Source organism: Mycoplana rhizolycopersici, assembly GCF_013378445.1.
Lineage (GTDB): Bacteria > Pseudomonadota > Alphaproteobacteria > Rhizobiales > Rhizobiaceae > Mycoplana > Mycoplana rhizolycopersici.
Genome location: NZ_JABXYK010000001.1, coordinates 294957 through 312673 on the forward strand (window position 1 = coordinate 294957; position 17717 = coordinate 312673).

A 17717-nucleotide genomic window follows, 5' to 3' on the forward strand; every position below is an offset into this window, starting at 1 on the left:
ACCGCGAAGACGTTGGAAAATCGCTCAGCCGGCCGGTGCCGGCTGGCCCAGCGCCTTTTCGATCGCCGGCATGAGCCCGTTTTTCAGGCTATCCTCGTCGAACGGGCCGACCTTCTTGTAGAGGATCGTGCCATCTGGACCGACGAGATAGGATTCCGGGATCCCGTAGACGCCGAAGTCGATTGCCATCTTGCCGTTCGGATCGAGCCCGATCGCCGCAAAGGGATTGCCGAGTTCGCCGAGGAATCGCAACGCGTTCTCGTTGCCGTCCTTGTAGTTGACGCCCAGCACCGTCAGCCGCGGATCCTGCGCCAGCGCCATGATCACGGGGTGTTCCTGCCGGCAGGGCACGCACCAGGATGCCCAGAAGTTGACGAGGGTCAGCTTGCCCTTTGCCGCTTCCGCCGTCAGCGCCGGCACCGGAACGCCGTCGCGCATGGCACCGGCGAGCGGCTCCAGGTCGCGGAACGGCGCCTGCGTGCCGATAAGCGCCGAGGGAATTTCCGACACGTCCCGTCCCGAACGCAGCTGGAAAAAGAAGATCGCCGCCAGTGTGGCGAAAATCATGAGTGGCAGAAGCGCCAGAAGCACCCGCGTGCGCGAACCGGCCGGCTTGTCCTGAGCAGGCATGCTCATTGCGCCTCTCCGGCCGAGCGTCTGCGAATGCCGGCAGCTTCCAGAATGGCCAAATCCCGCCTTCGCGCGCGTCCGTCGAGCCAGACCCAGAGAACAAGGCCAGCAACGGTCAGGAAGGTCGCCGCATAGGCGACTGCGACATAGCCGAGATGGGTCATGGATGCCCCTCCCCGCGGCCGGCCGTAGCTGGTCCGGACGCCCCGCGACCGGCGGAGCGCGCCGCAAGGCGCCGTAGCGTGGCGACGCGGCGGCGCAGGATCTCGTTGCGCATCGCCAGAACGTGCAGCGTGAAGAAAAGCAGCGTGAAGGCGATCGCCATCACCAGTAGCGGCCGCAGGAATTCCGGATCGATCGCCGGGCCGTCGAGCCGGATCACGCTCGCCGGCTGGTGGAGCGTGTTCCACCAGTCGACCGAGAACTTGATGATCGGGATGTTGACGAAGCCGACCAGGATCAGGATGGCGCCGACCTTTGCCGCGCGCGCCGGGTCGTCGACGGCGCGGTTCAGCGCAATCAGTCCGAGATACATCAGAAAGAGCACGAAGACCGAGGTCAGCCGCGCGTCCCACACCCACCAGGTGCCCCACATCGGCTTGCCCCAGAGCGAACCGGTAACGAGTGCGATGAAGGTGAAACAGGCGCCGATCGGTGCTGCGGTCTTTGCCGAGACGTCGGCCAGCGGGTGCCGCCAGACGAGTGTGCCGAGTGCGGAGATCGCCATCACCGAATAGCACATCATCGACAGCCAGGCCGCCGGCACGTGCACATACATGATCCTGACCGTCTCGCCCTGCTGGTAGTCGCCGACGGTGGCAAAACAGAGATAGAGGCCGACGGCGAAAAACAGCGCGGTTGCCGCCGCCATCCACGGCCAGACGGCGCCGCTCAGCGCCAGGAACCGCGTCGGGTTGGCGAGGTCGGAAAACTTGCGTATGGCCAGGCTCTGTTCGTTCATGCGCCTTGTTTACCGCGTTCCCTGCCAGGCTTCAATTGACCGGAATCAATCACATTTGCGTCAATCGGTGGACGCTCGAAGCGCCGCGGCCGCGGCAACCGGACCGATCACGGCGAAGACCAGCGTCAACGCGGTCAAAAACAGGAACGGCGGCAGGAACGGCGCCGGCTCCTGAATGGCGGCGTAGACGGCGCTGACACCGAAGATCAGCACGGGGATCGCCAGCGGCAGCACGAGGATCGAAACCAGCAGCCCACCGCGCGGCAGGGCGACGGCGATCGCCGCCCCCGCAGCTCCGATGAAGGTAATCGCGGGCGTACCGACGAGCAGCGTCAGCATCGTCGCACCGATCGCCGACACGTCCATGTTCATGAACAGCGACAAGAGCGGCGAGGCGAGCACCAGCGGCAGGCCGGTCGCGAGCCAGTGGGCCAGGCACTTCACCAGCACCGTCAGCACCAACGGCGTCTCCTGCATCAAAAGCAGGTCGAGCGAGCCGTCCTCGCGTTCTGCCTGGAACAGCCGGTCGAGCCCGAGAAGGGCGGCGAGCAGTGCCCCGATCCAGAGGATCGCCGGGCCGATGCGGGCGAGCAGGTTGAGGTCGGGGCCGACGCCGAACGGAATGACGGCCACCACCGTCATGAAGAACAATACCCCGATCATCGCGCCGCCCCCGGCGCGAACAGAGAGCTTGAGATCGCGGAGAAGAAGCGCGGTCATGCCCACGTCCTTCCACGCGCGGGCATAGGACCGCAGCCGCACCTCATCCGCCTGCCGGCACCTTCTTCCCGCGAGCCGGGGGAAGCGCGACTGCCGCCAACGCATCCACTCCCTCTCCCCGCCTGCGGGGACTGGGTTAGGGTTGGGGCGAGGAGCAAATTCCGATTGCCGGCCGATGTGCCAATCGCGACAGTCGTCACACCCAGGCCTCCGCAAAAATGGCGGCAAAACCGCCCATCTGCAGTTCGCTCACCGCCCCCAGGCCCAGCGGCTGGTGCGTCGCAGCCAGCGCCAGCCCGCCGCGGGAGAGATGCGCCTTGACCAGCCCCGCGAACATCGCCTCGGCGGACGCGTCCAGCGCCGCGGTCGGCTCGTCGAGGATCCAGACCGGCCGCCAGGCGACGAGCAGCTTCGCCATGGCCATGCGTCGCTGCTGGCCGGCAGAGAGATAGCCGAAGGGCAGGTGCAGGATCCCACCGAGGCCGACGGCATCCGCCGCCTCGTCGATCGCGACGCCTGTACCCCCACGCGAATCACCGAAAAAGGCCTTCCAGAAGCGTAGGTTCTCCTCGACCGTCAGTTCCCGCTTCATCGCGTTGCGATGGCCGAGATAGTGACAGGCGCCGGCAACGCTGTCGAAGCCCTGCGTCTCGCCGCCGGCAAGCCTGATCTTGCCCGATTCGCGCGGCAGCAGGTCGGCGACCACCCGCAGGAGGGTCGACTTGCCGGACCCGTTCGGCCCCTTCACCACCAGCGCCTCGCCGGCACCGATATCAAAGGATACATCCCGGAAGATCAGGTCTTCGCCCCGTTTCGCACTCAGGCCCTCGGCAACGAGGCGCATCGGCTTTCACTTTCCCTTTACGACCTTGGTCGCACTGCAAAAAAATTCTCCCGATCCATACATCGGCGCTCTGGATCGTTCCTTAGAAATTATCTATAAGGCCGGCAACACGCCAGCGGTCGGCGTGATTTTCATCCAAGCGCCGAACCCGGAATGATTTCCGCGTACGGACAGCGGAAATGGCCGCACCCGCATCCCATTTCGCGCCTCCCAGGCGCACGGGCGTTCGTACGTCAGCTTTTGGCGACCAGACGGAACGGGGTACAAAGTGTCCAAATCCCTAGACAGCTTCAACTGTCGCTCGACGCTCAAGGTCGGCGATGTCGACTACGTTTACTACAGCCTCCCCAAGGCCGAAGCCAACGGCCTCGCCGGCGTCTCGAAGCTTCCCTATTCGATGAAGGTTCTGCTCGAGAACCTGCTGCGCAACGAGGATGGCCGCTCGGTCACGAAGAAGGACATTGAAAGCGTCGCCGCCTGGCTGACGAACAAGGGCCTGACTGAGAGCGAGATCGCCTATCGCCCGGCCCGCGTTCTGATGCAGGACTTCACCGGCGTTCCCGCCGTCGTCGACCTCGCCGCCATGCGTGACGGCATAAAGGCGCTCGGCGGCGATCCGGAGAAGATCAACCCGCTCGTCCCCGTCGACCTCGTCATCGACCACTCCGTCATCGTCGACGAATTCGGCACGGCAACCGCGTTTGCCCGCAACGTCGAGCTCGAATACGAGCGCAACGGCGAGCGCTACCGCTTCCTGAAGTGGGGTCAGCAGGCGTTCAAGAATTTTCGCGTCGTTCCCCCGGGCACGGGCATCTGCCACCAGGTCAACCTCGAATATCTCGGCCAGACCGTCTGGACCAAGGAAGAGGACGGCGAGACGATCGCCTATCCCGACACCTGCGTCGGCACCGACAGCCACACCACGATGATCAACGGCCTCGGCGTTCTCGGCTGGGGCGTCGGCGGCATCGAGGCGGAAGCTGCCATGCTCGGCCAGCCGGTCTCCATGCTGCTGCCGGAAGTCATCGGCTTCAAGCTGACCGGCAAGCTGAAGGAAGGGGTCACCGCCACCGACCTCGTGCTCACCGTCGTGCAAATGCTGCGCAAGAAGGGCGTCGTCTCCAAGTTCGTCGAATTCTTCGGCCCCGGCCTCGACAACATGACGCTCGCCGACCGCGCAACCATCGGCAACATGGGCCCGGAATACGGCGCCACCTGCGGCTTCTTCCCGGTCGACGGCGAGACCGTCAACTACCTCACCATGTCCGGCCGCGAAGAGAGCCGCATCGCGCTCGTCGAGGCCTATTCCAAGGCGCAGGGCATGTGGCGTGAGGGCGACGGCTCCGACCTCGTCTTCACCGACACGCTCGAACTCGACCTCGGCGACGTCGTGCCGTCGATGGCCGGCCCGAAGCGTCCGGAAGGCCGCCTGCCGCTTGAGACGATCGCACCGAACTTCGCGACCGCGCTCGAAGGCGACTACAAGAAGCCGGGCCAGCTTTCGAACCGCTACGCGGTCGAAGGGACCGACTTCGATCTCGGCCATGGTGACGTCGCGATCGCTGCGATCACCTCGTGCACGAACACCTCCAACCCGAGCGTCCTGATCGCTGCCGGCCTCCTTGCCCGCAACGCCGTCGCCAAGGGCCTGAAGACCAAGCCGTGGGTCAAGACCTCGCTGGCACCGGGATCGCAGGTGGTCGGCGAGTACCTCGCCAAGTCCGGCCTGCAGAAGGACCTCGATACGCTCGGTTTCAACCTCGTCGGCTTCGGCTGCACGACCTGCATCGGCAATTCCGGCCCGCTGCCGGCACCGATCTCCAAGACGATCAACGACAAGGGCCTGATCACCGCCGGCGTCCTGTCGGGCAACCGCAACTTCGAAGGCCGCATCTCGCCGGACGTCCAGGCCAACTACCTGGCCTCCCCGCCGCTGGTCGTCGCCTATGCGCTGGCCGGCACGGTCCAGAAGGACCTGACCAAGGAGCCGATCGGCGAGGACAAGGACGGCAAGCCGGTCTACCTCAAGGACATCTGGCCGACGTCGCACGAGATCCAGGAATTCATCCTGAAGTACGTGACCCGCGAGCTCTACGCGTCGAAATACGCAGACGTGTTCAAGGGCGATGCCAACTGGCAGGCGGTTCAGGTACCGGCGGGCCAGACCTACGCCTGGGACGACAAGTCGACCTACGTGCAGAACCCGCCCTACTTCGTCGGCATGGGCAAGAAGGGCACGGGCCTCAAGAACATCAAGGGCGCGCGCGTCCTCGGCCTCTTCGGCGACAAGATCACCACCGACCACATTTCGCCGGCGGGCTCCATCAAGGCCGCTTCCCCGGCCGGGGCCTACCTGCTCGACAATGGCGTGCAGGTCGCTGACTTCAACCAGTACGGCACCCGTCGCGGCAACCATGAGGTGATGATGCGCGGCACGTTTGCCAACATCCGCATCCGCAACCACATGCTCGGCCCGAATGGCAAGGAAGGTGGCTACACCATCCACTATCCTTCCAAGGAAGAGATGTCGATCTACGACGCCGCCATGAAGTACAAGGACGAGGGCGTTCCGCTCGTCATCTTCGCCGGCGTCGAATACGGCAACGGCTCCTCGCGCGACTGGGCGGCCAAGGGCACCAACCTGCTCGGCGTCAAGGCCGTGATCGCCCAGTCCTTTGAGCGCATTCACCGCTCGAACCTGGTCGGCATGGGCGTCGTGCCTTTCGTCTTCGAGGAAGGCACGACCTGGGCGAGCCTTGACTTGAAGGGCGACGAACTGGTCGAGATCGAAGGCCTTGAGGGCGAAATCAAGCCGCGCGAGAAGAAGATCGCCAAGATCACCTACTCCGACGGCACGGTGAAGGAGGTTCCGCTCCTCTGCCGCATCGACACGCTCGACGAGGTCACCTACATGAACAATGGCGGCATCCTGCAGACCGTTCTGCGCGATCTCGCTGCCTGATTTCGACGGGATGACCGATCGACAAGATGCCGGGGCGGTTGCCCCGGCATTTCTTTTTGAGACATACTTCCGGCACCTTGAGTCTCACTCCATCGTGACTTCCTGTTGACTGTCCGAGCGGGTAAGACGATTGCCGACAACAGGTGCCTCGCCTGAATTTCCTGGAACGACACATGCCCAGACTGCTCATCATAGGTTGTGTTGCGAGCCTGCTGGCGGCCCTGCCGTCGGCCGTCGGCGCGCTGGCACAGGAACTGAAGCAGCCGAAGGGCATCGTCGAATTGTTCACCAGCCAGGGATGCTCGTCCTGTCCCAAGGCCGACCAGGCGCTGGAGACGTTGATCCGCGACGGCGACGTCGTCGCCTTGGCCTATCACGTCGACTACTGGAACTATCTCGGCTGGGCCGACACGTTCTCCACCAAGGAGAACACGGAGCGCCAGTATTCCTATGCGCGCATGTTCGGCCGCAGCAGCGTCTACACGCCTCAGGCGGTGATCAACGGACGCGAGCACGTCAATGGCGGCGAACTGAGGCAGATCCGCAACCAGATCGAGATCCTGAGCACGCAGGGGCGCGGGCTGTCGGTGGATGTATCCGCAGACATCGTTCAGGACGAAATCCGCATCCGCCTCGGCAGCGGCCACGGCAAGGCCAATGTGATGGTCGCCTACTTCAACGACCCGCAGTCGGTGGATATCAAGGAAGGCGAGAATCGCGGAAGGCGAATTTCCTACTGGCACGCCGTAACCGACATGGAAACGATCGGCATGTGGGAAGGCAAGGCGTCGACCCTGGTACTGCCCGCGAGCATCCTGCATCAGAAGGGCACGGGGGGATGCGCCATCCTCCTGCAGCGGATGAAAGCGGCAGACACGCCGGGTGCCATTCTAGGGGCGACCGTCATTACGCCAACACTGCCGCAGACGGCCAATCGAAAGTGAGTTTTTGAGGATGAGGGGGTCCGGACCGGGATCTTCGAGGGGCTGGGGCTTGAGGGTTCGAAGACACGCCGGGCCGGACCTTGACGAAGCATCCGGCAACGGAATACAGGATCAGCTTCGACGCATATCCCCTGAGGCCGACCGATTTCCCGCACATGCAAAGCGGTCGGCTGCGGGACAGCGACGAAACTTTCTCTGAAAAATGGGGCGCGGTTTTGTCTGAAATGGGGCAAGTTCGGTTTTTGCCGTGCCGTAGTGGTTAACAACGGCACAGCCGGCCTGTTTCGACAATGCACACCTTCCCCGAAGCGCCCAAAATCGCTTTGCGAATCGCTGCGATCGTCAGCGAAAAAATTACGCCGGAATATTGGAGCGTTGCAGCGAATCGCCGCCGTCCCGCCGCCAGTCGGCGGGTCTCCATGCTTGCATTTCCGTCCAGCTAGGGCACACTGTCATCGAAATGACATCGACGAAGTGCGGAGAATCGATGACAGACCAGCCGGATTTGCCGCCGGGAGAAGCTGCCGCCCAGAGGTCGAACGTGGTCGTCGATCTCCGGGAATATCGCAGCAACAAGGACCCGCTTCCGGTCACCTTCCACCGCAAGGAACTGGACCTGATCCTGAGGATCTATGGGCGCATGGTCGGGGAGGGCGCGTGGCGTGACTACGCGATCGACCACAGCCCCGAGAAGGCGGTTTTTTCGATTTTCAAGCGCTCGGGCGAAATGCCGCTCTACCGCGTCGAGAAGAACCCGAAGCTCGCCACCAGGCAGGGCGCCTACAGCGTCGTCAACACCCATGGCGTGATCCTCAAGCGGGGCCGCGAGTTGCAGCAGGTGCTCAAGGTTTTCGACAAGGTCCTGAAGCTGGTCGAAACGTAACGATCGTCGCAGGCGAACTCACGCCGGCAGCAGAGCACCGTGAAGACCAGCCGTTCGCATCGCGCGCAGCAGCGCATCGTCCAGCTGATAACGGGAGATATCCGCCGGCGCTTTTTTTGCGGTCCTGTTGTATTTCCAGTTCGTTGTGATTTCGCTGAAGTGACCGTAGGCGACGCGGCTTGAACGGGTGAAGTAGTTCTCCAGCCCCTTTACCCGGTGAGCGGACCACGTCATCGCTCTGGTGCATCGCCACGGCACGACGGCCCATTTCTGCGGGCAACCGACCTTGTCACCGGCATCATAGCTGGCAAAATCCGCGTGGCGCGGGACCTGTTCGCCACGCCCGGCGCCGGCGTCACCAATCCACCTGCCTCGGAAATGAACGGCGCCCAGCAGCGAAGTTTCCGCCGCCCGAAAGACCGACCCACCCGCACCCGACGGGAGCACCAGTTCGTCGATGTCGCAGTTGAGAACGCTTTTGGCCTTTTGCAGAAAACGGAAACGGGCATGCTGGAGGGCGCCCGCCTGGCAAAACTTCGAGCTGATCCGCACCTCGTTGCCGCTCGCATCGCGCCGGCGCCAGACACGCGGGCCGAACTTGAAGTTCCAGTTTACGACACAGACGGTGATGCCGGGAAAGGTCCGCCTGAGCTCAGCTTCGAGTTCCCGCGCGGCGTAGGAGGTGGACGCATTGTCATAGAGCAGTACGGCATCTGCGCCGTGAATGCGGACATGGAACTGCACCCAGTCCTTGATCCACTGCACGTCGTTGTCCTTGGACAGGGTGAAGAGAACGCGCTTCTTCCGAAAGACCTGACTGAGATCCGGCTGCACACTCGCCGTCACCCGGCCGAGGCAACCGTCGATCGTGATATCGGGCCGATCGCCCTTCAGCCAGAACTCCACCCCGGACGACCTGTCGATGAAGACGCCACCGCTCCTGGTGAAATCGGCGTAAAATTCCGTCTCCTCCAAATGGTCCTGGAAGTTGAACAAGGGCGGCCCCTGGAGAACGGTGTACTTCCCGCACCGGTAGACATCGTAAAACAGTGTCTCGAAGTCATAAAGGGCGTTGTAGGTCTTGTCCCTGAACTCCGGCGGCAGCGGTGCGTCGCGCACGATGCCGCAATCCTCGGCCACCTTCACGAAGCTCAGTTGCGCGTCGATCTTCATCATTTCCATCCAAAGGCCGTTCCGGCGGCGTTCGGCCCGATGGATACGGCCTTCACGCCCGCTTGCCAAGTTTCGCGATTACCGCGCATTGCGCCGGGCGTCCGTGCCTTCAGCTCTTGGCACCCGTCAAAGGAACGTCAGGCTCCGGATCGGTGCCCGCCCCCTCGCCAAGCGCCCGCTGCATGATTGTGGTGTCGAGCCAGCGGCCGTGCTTGAAGCCCGTCGCCTTCATCAGCCCCCCATGATCGAAACCCGCTGCGCGGTGAACCGCCACGGAAGCCGGATGCGCCCCGCCGATGACCGCCACCATCTGCCGGAAACCGAGGACCGTGCAGCGTGTGATCAGTTCGGAGAGCAGTGCCCCGCCGATGCCGCGGCCCCTCGCTTCCGGCGCGAGGTAGATCGAGTCCTCCACCAGCCAGCGATAGGCCGGACGGGTGCGGAACGCGGATGCATAGGCGTAGCCAAGGACGGTCCCGCCCATGTCGACGGCAGCGATATAAGGGTATCCCGCCGCCGTGATCGCCGAAAAGCGGTTGTGCATCTCCTCCAGCGTCGGCGGCTCGATCTCATAGGAGGCGACGCCGTGCAGAACGGACTCCCGGTAGATCTCGGCAATGGCGGGAACATCGCCGGCTTCGGCGGTGCGAATGGCATAGGACATTGTTGCAACTATCACGGGACGATCAGACAAGGCTTTGGCGGCGGCCAGGCCGGCTGCTCGCCCGATTGAAAAATGGCTACAACTCCGCAAGCGAGCATCGCAGCCAGGGCCACTGGGGCACAATCCCTCTTTCGGAGGGATTGTGCATTTCGGAACGCGGCCCCGATCGGCCGGCGGAGAACCGCCTTCAGCCGAAGACGATAAGGAGGTCCTTTGCGTCGATCTGATCGCCGGCGCGCACCAGCACCTCGGCGATGGTACCGTCCTTCTCGGCATGCAGGGCCGTCTCCATCTTCATCGCTTCGATGGAGAGCAGAACGTCGCCGGCCTTGACCGCCTGTCCCGCCGCGACCGCAACGGTCGAGACGACGCCGGGCATCGGCGCACCGAGATGGGCGGAGTTGCCGACCTCCGCCTTGCGGCGGATGGCGCTGGAAGCCCCGCGGTTTCGGTCCGGCACCTTGATGGGGCGCGGCTGGCCGTTGAGCTCGAAGAACACCTTGACCATGCCCTTGTCGTCAGCCTCGCTCTGCGCCTGGTTGAGTACGACCAGCGTCTTGCCCTTCTCGATGTCGGCGAACAGTTCCTCGCCCGCGGCAATGCCGTAGAAATAGGCATGCGTCGGCAGCACGCTGACGGGGCCGTACGTCTCGTGCGCCTGCGCATAGTCGGTGAACACCTTGGGGTACATCAGGTAGGAGGCGAACTCGAAATCGTCGACCTTGCGCTCCAGCTTCGTCTCGATCGCCTTGCGCTCGGCTTCGAGATCGGCCGGCGGCAGCAGCGAACCGGGCACGGCGGTGTAAGACGCCTCGCCCTTCAGCACCTTCTCCTGCAGCCCCTTCGGCCATCCGCCGGGAGGCTGGCCGAGGTCGCCCCTGAGCATCGAGACGACCGATTCGGGGAAGGACACGTCCTTGTCCGGGTTCTCGACGTCGGCGACCGTCAGATCCTGGCTCACCATCATCAGCGCCATGTCGCCGACCACCTTCGACGACGGGGTTACCTTGACGATGTCGCCGAACATGCGGTTGGCGTCGGCATAGGCCTGCGCCACCTCGTGCCAGCGCGTTTCCAGCCCCAGCGAGCGCGCCTGTTCCTTGAGGTTGGTGAACTGGCCGCCCGGCATCTCGTGCAGATAGACCTCCGATGCCGGTCCCTTCAGGTCGCTCTCGAAGGCGGCGTACTGATGACGCACCGCCTCCCAGTAGAAGGAGATGCGGCGGATCCATTCCGGGTCGAGCCCCGGATCGCGATCGGAACCGCGCAACGCCTCGACGATCGAGCCGAGGCAGGGCTGCGAGGTGTTGCCCGACAGCGCGTCCATCGCCGCATCGACGACGTCAACGCCGCTCTCGACGGCGGCGAGCACGGTGGCAGCCGCGATGCCTGAGGTGTCATGGGTGTGAAAGTGAATCGGCAGGTCGGTCGCCTCGCGCAGCGCCTTGAACAGCACGCGGGCAGCGGCAGGCTTGAGAAGTCCCGCCATGTCCTTGACTGCGATCATGTGCGCCCCGGCCCGTTCCAGCTCGGAAGCAAGTGCGGCATAGTACTTCAGGTCGTACTTCGGCCGGGCGGCGTTGAGGATGTCGCCCGTATAGCAGATCGCCGCCTCGCAGATCTTGCTCTCTTCGGCAACCGCGTCCATCGACACGCGCATGTTCTCGACCCAGTTCAGGCAGTCGAACACGCGGAAGACGTCGATGCCGCCCCTTGCCGCCTGGCGGACGAAATACTTCACCACGTTGTCCGGGTAGTTCTTGTAGCCGACGCCGTTGGCCCCTCGCAGAAGCATCTGCAGGAGCAGGTTCGGCGCACCCTCGCGGATCATGGCAAGCCGTTCCCAGGGATCCTCGGTCAGGAACCGCATGGAGACGTCGAAAGTCGCCCCGCCCCAGCATTCCAGCGAGAACAACTGCGGCAGGGTCCGCGCATAGGTCTCGGCGATGCGGGCGATGTCGTAGGTACGCATGCGCGTCGCCAGCAGCGACTGGTGCCCGTCGCGCATGGTCGTGTCCGTGAGAAGCACCTGCTTCTGTCCGCGGATCCATTCGGCAAACTTCTGCGGCCCGAGTTCGTCGAGCTTTTGCTTGGTACCCGCAGCGATCGGTCCTTCCGAGTAGGGCACGACCGGCGGGGCGATGTCGTCGGACGGCTTCGGCCGGCCCTTCGCCTCCGGGTGACCGTTGACCGTGACGTCGGCGAGATAGGTCAGGAGCTTCGTCGCGCGGTCCTGGCGCTTGACCTGGGCGAAGAGTTCCGGCGTCGAATCGATGAAGCGGGTCGTATAGCTGTTGTCCTGGAACTTCTGGTGCCCGATGATCGCTTCAAGGAAGGTCAGGTTTGTCGCGACCCCTCGGATGCGGAATTCCCGCAGCGCCCGGTCCATCCGCCGGATAGCCTCCTCGGGCGTCGGCGCCCAGGCGGTCACCTTCTCCAAAAGCGGATCGTAGAAGCGCGTGATCACCGCACCCGAATAGGCCGTGCCGCCGTCGAGGCGGATGCCGAAGCCGGTCGCGCCGCGATAGGCGGTGATCCGCCCGTAGTCGGGAATGAAGTTCTGCTCGGGATCCTCGGTGGTGATGCGGCACTGCAGCGCGTGACCGTTGAGACGGATGTCCGCCTGTGCCGGCACGCCCGATTCCGGCGTGCCGATCGCAAAGCCGTCGAGGATGTGGATCTGCGCCTTGACGATATCGATGCCGGTCACCTCCTCTGTGACGGTGTGCTCGACCTGGATGCGCGGGTTGACCTCGATGAAGTAGAACTTTCCGGTATCGGCATCCATCAGGTACTCGACGGTGCCGGCACCGATATAGTTCGTCGCCCGGGCGATCTTCAGCGAATAGTCGGCCAGTTCCTGGCGCTGCGCCTCGGTGAGGTAGGGCGCCGGCGCGCGCTCGACGACCTTCTGGTTGCGGCGCTGGATGGAGCAGTCGCGCTCGAACAGATGCACGGCATTGCCGTGCGTATCGCCGAGGATCTGGCTTTCGACGTGGCGAGCGCGTTCGACGAGCTTCTCCAGATAGACCTCGTCCTTGCCGAAGGCGGCCTTCGCCTCGCGCTTGGCTTCAGTCACCTCGCGGGCCAGGTCCTTCGGATCGCGGATCGCGCGCATGCCGCGTCCACCGCCGCCCCAGGACGCCTTCAGCATCACCGGATAGCCGATCTGCTCGGCCATCCGCGCCACTTCCGCCATGTCGTCCGGCAGCGGATCGGTCGCAGGCACGACCGGCACGCCGATCGAGATCGCCAGGTTGCGCGCCGCCACCTTGTTGCCGAGCTGGCGCATCGTCTCCGGCTTCGGGCCGATGAAGGTGATGCCGGCGACAGCGCAGGCCTCGGCAAATTCGGGGCTCTCCGACAGGAGGCCATAGCCCGGGTGGATGGCGTCCGCGCCCGAAAGCTTCGCCACGCGAATCACTTCATCGATCGACAAATAGCTTTCGATCGGCCCGAGATCCTTTTGCAGATGCGGCCCGCGGCCGACCTGATAGCTCTCGTCCGCCTTGAACCGATGCAGCGCCAGCTTGTCCTCCTCAGCCCATATCGCAACCGTTTTGAGACCCAACTCGTTTGCCGCGCGGAACACGCGGATGGCAATTTCGGAACGGTTGGCGACAAGGATCTTGGAAATGGGCAAGTCGAACTCCTCATGACTTGAACGCGGGAATGCTGCACCCGCGAAGAGACATTAGCGAGTCAAAATAGGAAGTTCAATTTCCACAAGCGGTGCTTTTCCGCCAATTGCGTCGTCAGGAGATCAGCCCCAGTCGGAACGACAGCGAGACCGCGTGGTGGCGGTTCTTCGCCTTGAGCTTCGACTGTATGCCATTCATGTACCAGTCGACGGTGTGGTTTGAGATCGACAGCTTGCGTGCGATCTCGTGCGAGGTCATTCCATCCGCCAGATAGCTCAGCGCCTCCATCTCGCGACGCGTCAGATGCAGGTTTACCTCCGCTGAGAGCTCGTCCGATATCTGCGGCTTCTGAATACCGAGCAACTTCCAGAAAAGCTTCTTGGCAACGTTCTCGAACAGCCCCATCTCGGCGGGATGAAGGTCTACGACCTTGCCTCCGACCGTCATGGCCCCCAAAAGCCCACGTCTACCGTGAACCGGAAAGATATAGCCGTCTTCGAGACCATGTTGGCGTGCCTCCACCATCATGCGCTCCATACGCTTGCGATGGGGGTTGGAGCGCAATGCCGTGAACGAGTCCCGCCAGCGGAATCCGGCTTGGGCGTGGTTCAGGTAGACGATGGTCGGATCAATGACGATGTATCTCTTGCGGATATAGGCTTCCGGCCACCGGTCAGGCCACCGGCCGACGAGAACCAGGCTCAGCGGATCCTCATGGGGCTTTGGCTGTCGCACGACCCCGTAATATTGAAAGCCGTAGAGATCGAGCAATCGTTCGAATTCCGCAACGATCTCGTCACGCTCGGATAATTCGTCGAGCAACCCCGTAAACTGGGCGAGCAGGTTGATGTTCATTATAAAATCGACCGAACACGCGGCCCCTCTATACGTAATAGCTTGAAAATATCATTGCGCGCAACGCGCGCGTCGTGAACAAAACACGCGTCACAGTTCCGTTTAGCAATTTGAGCCGATTTGGCAACGGACTGTTCAGCGTCCATTCATCGACAGGTGAATAGCATTCCCTCATCGCTGGAAACGCCCCGCCGCGGCCTTACGCCGTCCACGGGGTGGAACTTTACCGCGTTGCCCGCGTCGGACGAATGACAATGATGCGGCGCACAATGCAGGACCGCGAAAGGGTTTTGAAGTGTCGTTGTTCCAGGTTTATGCGCGGGCGTTGAGCTACCTTTCGGTCTACCGAATGCGCGTCTCGTCGATCGTCGTCGCAAACGTCGTCCTCGCCGTCATCACGATTGCGGAGCCGATCCTTTTCGGCAAAATCATCGATGCCATCTCGTCCAGCAGCGCCGTCACCCCCATGCTGCTGATGTGGGCCGGCTTCGGCGTGTTCAACACCGTCGCCTTCGTCCTGGTCGCCCGCGAGGCCGACCGGCTTGCGCATGGCCGCCGCGCCAGCCTGATCACCGAAGCCTTCGGCCGGATCATATCGATGCCGCTTTCCTGGCACAGCCAGCGCGGCACCTCCAATGCTTTGCACACGCTGCTGCGCGCCTGCGAAACGCTGTTCGGCCTCTGGCTCGAATTCATGCGCACGCATCTGGCGACGGCGATTGCCTTGGTGCTTCTCGTGCCGACTGCCTTTGCTATGGACTATCGTCTATCCATCGTGCTGCTGGTTCTGGGCATCGCCTATGTCATCATCGGCAAGGTGGTCATGAACAAGACCCGCGATGGCCAGGCATCGGTGGAGGGGCATTACCACACCGTCTTTTCCCATGTCTCCGACTCGATCAGCAATGTCTCGGTCGTGCACAGCTACAACCGCATCGAGGCCGAGACCCGTCAGTTGAAGCAGTTCGCCCAGCAGTTGATCAACGCGCAGTATCCCGTCCTCGACTGGTGGGCGCTGGCCAGCGCACTGAACCGCATCGCTTCGACGATCTCGATGATGACCATCCTGGTGATCGGCACCGTTCTCGTCCAGCGCGGCGAACTGCGGGTCGGTGAAGTCATCGCCTTCATCGGTTTTGCCGGGCTGCTGATCGGCCGCCTCGACCAGATGAAGGCGTTCGCCACGCAGATCTTCGAAGCGCGCGCAAAGCTTGAGGATTTCTTCACGCTCGAGGACGCCGTCAAGGACCGCGAGGAGCCGAGCGATGCCGCCGAACTCACCGACGTGCGCGGCAAGGTCGAATTCCGCGACGTCAGCTTCGATTTCGCCAATGCCACGCAAGGCGTTCGTGACGTCTCGTTCACGGCGGAGGCCGGCGAGACCGTCGCGATCGTCGGCCCCACGGGCGCCGGCAAGACCACGCTGGTGAACCTGCTGCAGCGCGTGTACGAGCCGCGCCAGGGCCAGATCCTGATCGACGGCGTCGACATCTCCACCGTGACGCGCAAATCGCTGCGTCGCTCCATCGCCACCGTTTTCCAGGATGCCGGCCTGCTGAACCGCTCGATCGGCGACAACATCCGCCTCGGCCGCGACGGCGCGACGCTGGACGAGATCATGGGCGCGGCGGAGGCTGCGGCTGCCGATGACTTCATCCGCTCGCGCCAGAACGGCTACGACACCCATGTCGGCGAGCGCGGCAACCGGCTGTCGGGCGGCGAGCGCCAGCGTATCGCCATCGCCCGCGCGATCCTGAAGGATGCGCCGATCCTCGTCCTCGACGAGGCGACCAGCGCGCTGGACGTCGAGACCGAGGCACGCGTGAAGGCCGCGATCGACAATCTGCGCAAGAACCGCACGACCTTCATCATCGCCCACCGCCTTTCGACGGTGCGCGAGGCGGACAAGGTGCTCTTCCTCGACCACGGCCGTATCGCCGAGATGGGCACGTTCCACGAACTCAGCCAGAGCAACGGCCGCTTTGCCGCCCTGCTCCGTGCAAGCGGCATCCTCACCGACGAGGACGTACGCAAGAGCCATACGACCGCCGCCTGATACGGGCCGAGCATCAGACGAAAGCGCCGCGCGGGAGCATTTCCAGCGCGGCGTTTTCCGTTAGGGGCATGCTTGGCCGGACGCCCGTTATCGATGGCCTCGCGCCACCGGTCAGGCCCGGTCATTCGAACGTCGACCGCCATAAAGCCAGCCCGGTCTCAACCTCATGCGCCAATGGATCGGACGCGCTCTTCAGGCCGCCTGTTTTTCCGCCTTCGGCGCTCCCGCCCGGCCGAGCCCCACAAGCCAGTCGAGGTAGCGCGCATAGGCAAACAGCAGCCCGACGCCGCAGGCCACGTAGAGTGTGCCGAACCAGGGGGCTTTGCCGGTCACGAACATCAGCACCTGGCCGATCATGGCAAGGATGGTGCCGAAGATGAAGATCGCCAGGCCATGGCGGCCGACCGCCGTCAGCGGATGAGCGGCCGGCAGGGCGAACAGGCGGGAAATCCGCGGAATGGTCGCGACCAGATAGGCGAGCGCCAGCACGTGCAGCAGCCGCGGCGCCGACAGGAAGGTCTTGTCGAAACCCGTCAATACCGCAGGCAGCCCCAGCGAGGTATCGATGGACCAGAGGGAAAAGATCACCCAGACCAGCGATATGGCGAGATAGACCCAGCAAATGCCCGTCAGAACGGCGTTCTTCGATGGCCAGGCGGTCGTTGCTGCTTTGGACGAGGCGACGATGCCGATCGCAAACAGGAACTGCCAGGAGAACGGATTGAGGAACCAGTAGCCATCGTCGAGGAAGTTCGAGGGCGCAATGTTCCATACCCCCACCGCCAGCCACAGCAGCCCTGAAGCAACCAGCAGCGCGACAGGGTTGCGTGCATGCATCCAGAGCATGCCCGGCAGCATCAGCATCAGCACCGCATACATCGACAGGATGTTGTTGTAGCCGAACTGGTGCCCGAGCAGCACCATGCTCGGAAGGCCCTGCTCCGTGCGATCGACGACGGCGCGCAGGTTGATCTCCGAAAGGAGGTCGGGGCGGGCGAACCACAAGGCGCCGCCGGCGAAGATCGCGAAGGTGACGACGCTCGTCATGACATGCGCCACATAGAGCGTGAATGCGCGTCGCAGGATTTTTGCGCTCGCGACAATTCGCTGGCCGACCGCGAAGCGGGTCTTGTAGGCGAGCCCTACGGAAATCCCGGAAATGAGCACGAAGGCTTCGGCCGAATCGGAAAAGCCGAAGTTCTTGAGCGTCAGATGTTCGAGATAATTGCCGGGAACGTGATTGATGAAGATCGTGATCAGCGCAAGGGCGCGCAGAACATCAATTCGCGTGTCGCGCTGGCTCTTTGCTGCCGGGACAATCGCAGTCAGTGCCGTTTCAGTCTTCCAAGTCAATGCGTGCCTTCCCGAACGCTGGACATGAAAC

General features: G+C 63.4%; 14 protein-coding genes. 4 read left to right on the forward strand and 10 right to left on the reverse strand.

The genetic code is table 11. The features are described from left to right. Nucleotides 1-24 precede the first annotated feature (24 nt). The 5 genes from HV823_RS01425 to ccmA all read right to left on the reverse strand — a co-directional run bounded on the left by HV823_RS01425 (nt 25) and on the right by ccmA (nt 3155). Nucleotides 25-636 (reverse strand): DsbE family thiol:disulfide interchange protein, encoded by a 612-nt coding sequence (locus HV823_RS01425; protein ID WP_176947960.1) that lies wholly within the window; start codon nt 634-636, stop codon nt 25-27. Beyond that, nucleotides 633-794: a heme exporter protein CcmD gene (gene ccmD, locus HV823_RS01430; protein ID WP_176947961.1), complete on the reverse strand. Its 162-nt coding sequence runs from the start codon at nt 792-794 to the stop codon at nt 633-635. Before ccmD ends, HV823_RS01425 begins: the two co-directional genes overlap by 4 nt. Then, nucleotides 791-1591, reverse strand: a complete 801-nt coding sequence (locus HV823_RS01435; protein WP_176947962.1) for a heme ABC transporter permease — start codon at nt 1589-1591, stop codon at nt 791-793. Before HV823_RS01435 ends, ccmD begins: the two co-directional genes overlap by 4 nt. 60 nt (nt 1592-1651) lie before the next feature. Then, entirely contained in the window at nt 1652-2311 is a 660-nt protein-coding gene (gene ccmB / locus HV823_RS01440) for a heme exporter protein CcmB (RefSeq protein ID WP_176947963.1), read from the reverse strand. A 196-nt stretch (nt 2312-2507) separates the two neighbouring features. Further along, nucleotides 2508-3155 (reverse strand): heme ABC exporter ATP-binding protein CcmA, encoded by a 648-nt coding sequence (ccmA, locus tag HV823_RS01445; RefSeq protein ID WP_176947964.1) that lies wholly within the window; start codon nt 3153-3155, stop codon nt 2508-2510. Between the two features lie 268 nt (nt 3156-3423). On the opposite strand from ccmA, the gene acnA reads away from it, so the two are divergent. The 3 genes from acnA (at nt 3424) to HV823_RS01460 (ending at nt 7944) form a co-directional block, all read left to right on the forward strand. Further along, complete coding sequence (acnA, locus tag HV823_RS01450; protein ID WP_176947965.1) at nt 3424-6117, forward strand: aconitate hydratase AcnA; 2694 nt, start codon at nt 3424-3426, stop codon at nt 6115-6117. 173 nt (nt 6118-6290) lie between these two features. Next, nucleotides 6291-7061: a DUF1223 domain-containing protein gene (locus HV823_RS01455; RefSeq protein ID WP_176947966.1), complete on the forward strand. Its 771-nt coding sequence runs from the start codon at nt 6291-6293 to the stop codon at nt 7059-7061. Nucleotides 7062-7548: 487 nt separating this feature from the next. Beyond that, complete coding sequence (locus HV823_RS01460; protein WP_176947967.1) at nt 7549-7944, forward strand: DUF2794 domain-containing protein; 396 nt, start codon at nt 7549-7551, stop codon at nt 7942-7944. 18 nt (nt 7945-7962) lie between these two features. On the opposite strand, the gene HV823_RS01465 is transcribed toward HV823_RS01460, so the two are convergent. From HV823_RS01465 to HV823_RS01480, 4 genes are all read right to left on the reverse strand, one after another. Beyond that, complete coding sequence (locus HV823_RS01465) at nt 7963-9120, reverse strand: glycosyltransferase family 92 protein (RefSeq protein ID WP_176947968.1); 1158 nt, start codon at nt 9118-9120, stop codon at nt 7963-7965. Between the two features lie 106 nt (nt 9121-9226). After that, nucleotides 9227-9781, reverse strand: a complete 555-nt coding sequence (locus HV823_RS01470) for a GNAT family N-acetyltransferase (protein ID WP_176948176.1) — start codon at nt 9779-9781, stop codon at nt 9227-9229. 187 nt (nt 9782-9968) lie between these two features. Beyond that, a complete protein-coding gene (pyc, locus tag HV823_RS01475) occupies nt 9969-13424 on the reverse strand; it encodes a pyruvate carboxylase (protein ID WP_176947969.1) in 3456 nt (1151 codons plus the stop codon). A 112-nt stretch (nt 13425-13536) separates the two neighbouring features. Continuing rightward, nucleotides 13537-14277, reverse strand: coding sequence for a LuxR family transcriptional regulator (locus tag HV823_RS01480; protein WP_176947970.1), 741 nt, complete (start codon nt 14275-14277; stop codon nt 13537-13539). A gap of 295 nt (nt 14278-14572) precedes the next feature. Here HV823_RS01480 and HV823_RS01485 point away from each other — a divergent pair, with 295 nt between their 5' ends. After that, nucleotides 14573-16333 carry a glucan ABC transporter ATP-binding protein/ permease gene (locus HV823_RS01485; protein ID WP_176947971.1) on the forward strand — a complete coding sequence of 587 codons (1761 nt, stop codon included), beginning with the start codon at nt 14573-14575 and terminating at the stop codon, nt 16331-16333. Nucleotides 16334-16525: 192 nt separating this feature from the next. On the opposite strand, the gene HV823_RS01490 is transcribed toward HV823_RS01485, so the two are convergent. Next, complete coding sequence (locus HV823_RS01490; RefSeq protein WP_246300643.1) at nt 16526-17686, reverse strand: OpgC family protein; 1161 nt, start codon at nt 17684-17686, stop codon at nt 16526-16528. Nucleotides 17687-17717 lie beyond the last annotated feature (31 nt).